A 3,686-nucleotide genomic window follows, 5' to 3' on the forward strand; every position below is an offset into this window, starting at 1 on the left:
CACTTCTGCTCGATGTGCGGCCCGCACTTCTGCTCGATGAAGATCACCCAGGACGTGCGCGACTTCGCCGCGCAGCAGGGGTTGGCCGCAGAGGAGGCGCTGGCCAAGGGCATGGAGGTCAAGTCGATCGAGTTCGTCAAGGGCGGCGCCAAGCTGTACGACAAGATCTGAGCACGGGCGCAGCCAAGGTTGGCCGAAGCCCGGCTTTGCCAACCGGCGCACCCACGCCCCATCCCCACCTCACTGGAGATACCCGACATGCCTACCGTCCTAGTGAACGGCGAGCCCACCGAGCTCGCCACCCCGCTCACGGTGCGCCAGCTGCTCGAACGGCTTGAGCTGCAAGGGCGGCGCGTCGCCATCGAGCGCAACGGCGACATCCTGCCGCGCAGCCGCTACGACGACACCCGCCTCGCCGAGGGCGACCGTTTCGAAATCATCATCGCGGTGGGGGGCGGCTGATCCCGCCACACACTGCCTGACGTCCGTCCGTTACCGAAGGAACTCGACATGAACGACCCGCTCATCATCGCCGGCAAGACCTATTCCTCGCGCCTCCTGGTCGGCACCGGCAAGTACAAGGATTTCGCCGAAACCCGCGAGGCGGTGGACGCCGCCGGCGCCGAGATCGTCACCGTGGCGATCCGCCGCACCAACATCGGCCAGCACCCCGGCGAGGAAAGCCTGCTCGACGCGCTGCCGCCGTCGCAGTACACCCTGCTGCCCAACACCGCCGGCTGCTACACCGCCGAGGACGCGGTGCGCACGCTGCGCCTGGCGCGCGAGCTGCTCGACGGCCACACGCTGGTCAAGCTCGAAGTGCTGGGCGACCCGAGCAACCTCTACCCCAACATGCCGGAAACGCTCAAGGCGGCGGAGACGCTGGTGAAGGACGGCTTCGACGTCATGGTCTACTGCTCGGACGACCCGATCCAGGCCAAGCGCCTGGAGGAGATCGGCTGCGTCGCGGTGATGCCCTTGGCCTCGATCATCGGTTCCGGCATGGGCATCCTCAACCCGTGGAACCTGCGCCTGATCATCGACAACGCCAAGGTGCCGGTGCTGGTCGATGCCGGGGTCGGCACCGCCTCGGACGCCGCCATCGCCATGGAACTGGGCTGCGACGCGGTGCTGATGAACTCGGCGATTGCCCACGCCCGTCAGCCGGTGCTGATGGCGAGCGCGATGAAACACGCCGTACTGGCCGGGCGCGAGGCCTACCTCGCCGGGCGCATGCCGCGCAAGCTCTACAGCGCCGAACCCAGCTCGCCCACCAGCGGCATGATCGCCCCGGCGCGCGGCGGATAAGGGAGCACGCCACGGTGAATAACGCCACGCAACGGCTCACCCGCCCGGTCTGGCTGGACGGGCTCTACGCCGTCACCCCCGACACCAGCGACAGCGCCTGGCTGCTGCCGCGCGTCGCCGCCGTGCTGGCGGGCGGCGCCAGCCTGGTGCAGTATCGCAACAAATCCCGCGATACCGCGTTGCGGCGGGAGCAAGCCGCGGCCATCCAGGCGCTGTGCCGGCAGCATGGCGCCTGGTTCATCGTCAACGACGACGTGGGGTTGGCCGAAGAACTCGGTGCCGACGGCGTCCACCTCGGGCGGGGCGACACCAGCCTCTGCGCGGCACGCCAGCGCCTCGGGCCGCACGCCATCATCGGCGCCACCTGCCACGACCAGCCGGCGCTGGCGGTGCAGGCGGTCGGCAACGGTGCCAGCTACGTCGCCTTCGGCGCGCTGTTTCCCTCGCGCAGCAAGCCGGAGACGGTCTCCGCCCCGCTCGCGCTGTTTGCCGCGCTGCCGCCGCTGGAGGTGCCGTGCGTGGCAATCGGCGGCATCACCCCGGCCAACGCCGCGCTCGCCTGGCAAACCGGGGTCGACATGCTGGCCGTCATCGGTGGACTGTTCGATGCCCCGGCGCCGGACGAAGCGGCCCGCGCCATCCTCGCCGCACGCTGACGGGCCATGCTAGGAGCCGCCGCATACCCTTGCCGACCCGTGACGGCGGCGCCACGACAGCCGCACATTCTCACCAGCAACAGGCGCCCTTCCGGCCCCGCGGGGCGGCCATCGCCAAACGACACACAATCACTTAGTCTACAAGTAGCGCGTTATGTTGAAACGGCACCGTCACAGAGAAGGAACGATGAGCACCAAGTTGACCGGCACCATGTGGAACCAGCTTTTCCAGCAACACGCGAAGAGCGGCATGAGCCTGCAAGGCAATATTCGCCAGATGCTGGTCTCGGCCATCCTCGACGGCCAGCTACCGGTCGGCATCCCCCTGCCGTCCGGCCGCGAGTTGTCGGCCCAGCTCGGCGTGGCGCGCAATACCGTGGTGCTGGCCTATCAGCAGCTGGTCGACGAAGGCTACCTGGTGTCGCGCGAGCGCAGCGGCTATTTCGTCAACGCCGACATCCTCGCCGGACGTCTCCCCGCCCAGACCACCCCACACGACCGCCCCCCGGCCGACGGCCCCGACTGGGGTCGGCGCTTCGTGTTCCGCCCCACCCAACAGCGCAACATCGTCAAGCGCGCCAACTGGCAGGACTACCCCTACCCGTTCATCTACGGCCAGTACGACCCCATCCTGTTCCCCACCGCCGACTGGCGCGAGTGCAGCCTGAAGGCGCTCAGCGTGCTCGACATCCACGAATGGGCGCAGGACATGATCCTGCGCGACGACGATTTGCTGGTGCAGCAGATCCGCACCCGGGTGCTGCCACGGCGCGGGGTGTGGGCCTCGGCCGACGAGATCGTCATCACCGTCGGCGCGCAACAGGCGCTCTACCTGCTGGCCGACCTGCTGATGAGCACCGACACCCCGGTCGGCGTGGAAGACCCGGGCTACCCGGACGCGCGCAACATCTTCGGCAGCCGCACCGGCCATCTGCTGCCGCTGCCGATCGACGAAGAAGGCCTCATGGTCAGCGGTGCGCTGCACAACTGCGACTACGTCTACGTCACCCCCGGCCACCAGTGCCCGACCACGGTGACCATGCCGCTGGCGCGGCGCCAGGCCTTGCTGCAGATGGCCGAAGAAGCCGACTTCGTGCTGATCGAGGACGACTACGAAAGCGAAAGCCGCTTCCAGGGCGACCTCACTCCAACGCTGAAAAGCCTTGATCGCAATAACCGCGTCATCTACGTCGGCAGCCTGTCCAAGAACCTCGCCCCGGGGCTGCGCATCGGCTACATCGTCGGTCCCGCCGAGCTGATCGCCGAATTGCGTGGCATCCGCCGGCTGATGCTGCGCCACCCCTCTGCCTACATCCAGCGCGCCTTCGCCCTGTTCCTCTCGCTCGGGCATTACGATTCGCACCACCGCCGGCTGTCCGCAGCATACCGGGAACGCGCCCAGGTGCTCACCGACGCGCTGGCGCGCCACCTGCCCGAAGTCCACCCGGTGCCGATCTCGGGCGGCGCCTCGTGCTGGATCGTCGGACCGGACTGGCTCGACGCCGAGGAACTGGCCCAACGCGCCGAAGAAAACGGCGTGCTGATCGAGCCCGGCAACGTCTTTTTCATGAAAACCGCCATGCCCCGCAACTGCTTCCGCTTGGGTTTCTCGTCGATCCCGATCGAGAAGATCGAACCCGGCGTCCGCGCCCTGGCCGAGGTCCTGCGCCACCTGAAACCGACCCGCCCGCGCTGAACCAGGCGCCCCGCCCCACTCTCTCC

At 68.2% G+C, this 3,686-nt stretch carries 4 protein-coding genes; all 4 read left to right on the plus strand.

Features of this window, described 5'->3' with window-relative positions; genetic code table 11:
* The first annotated feature begins 258 nt into the window (after positions 1 to 258).
* On the plus strand, positions 259 to 462 hold the full coding sequence (gene thiS, locus AC3WG5_RS19125; RefSeq protein WP_008955939.1) for a sulfur carrier protein ThiS: 204 nt from the start codon (positions 259 to 261) through the stop codon (positions 460 to 462).
* A gap of 48 nt (positions 463 to 510) precedes the next feature.
* The gene (locus AC3WG5_RS19130) at positions 511 to 1,308 is read left to right on the plus strand and encodes a thiazole synthase (RefSeq protein ID WP_492570311.1); all 798 of its coding nucleotides are present in this window, start codon (positions 511 to 513) and stop codon (positions 1,306 to 1,308) included.
* A 14-nt stretch (positions 1,309 to 1,322) separates the two neighbouring features.
* Positions 1,323 to 1,964 carry a thiamine phosphate synthase gene (gene thiE, locus AC3WG5_RS19135; RefSeq protein ID WP_492570313.1) on the plus strand — a complete coding sequence of 214 codons (642 nt, stop codon included), beginning with the start codon at positions 1,323 to 1,325 and terminating at the stop codon, positions 1,962 to 1,964.
* Between the two features lie 187 nt (positions 1,965 to 2,151).
* Positions 2,152 to 3,660 carry a MocR-like pyridoxine biosynthesis transcription factor PdxR gene (gene pdxR, locus AC3WG5_RS19140; RefSeq protein ID WP_008955936.1) on the plus strand — a complete coding sequence of 503 codons (1,509 nt, stop codon included), beginning with the start codon at positions 2,152 to 2,154 and terminating at the stop codon, positions 3,658 to 3,660.
* Positions 3,661 to 3,686: the final 26 nt, after the last annotated feature.

This window comes from Pseudogulbenkiania sp. FW507-F1 (assembly GCF_058781125.1).

Excerpts from the sequence above, each read along its gene's own strand:
- thiS (WP_008955939.1), top strand. The coding sequence starts at position 259 with ATGCCTACCGTCCTAGTGAACGGCGAGCCCACCGAGCTCGCCACCCCG.
- AC3WG5_RS19130 (WP_492570311.1), top strand. The coding sequence starts at position 511 with ATGAACGACCCGCTCATCATCGCCGGCAAGACCTATTCCTCGCGCCTC.
- pdxR (WP_008955936.1), top strand. The coding sequence starts at position 2,152 with ATGAGCACCAAGTTGACCGGCACCATGTGGAACCAGCTTTTCCAGCAA.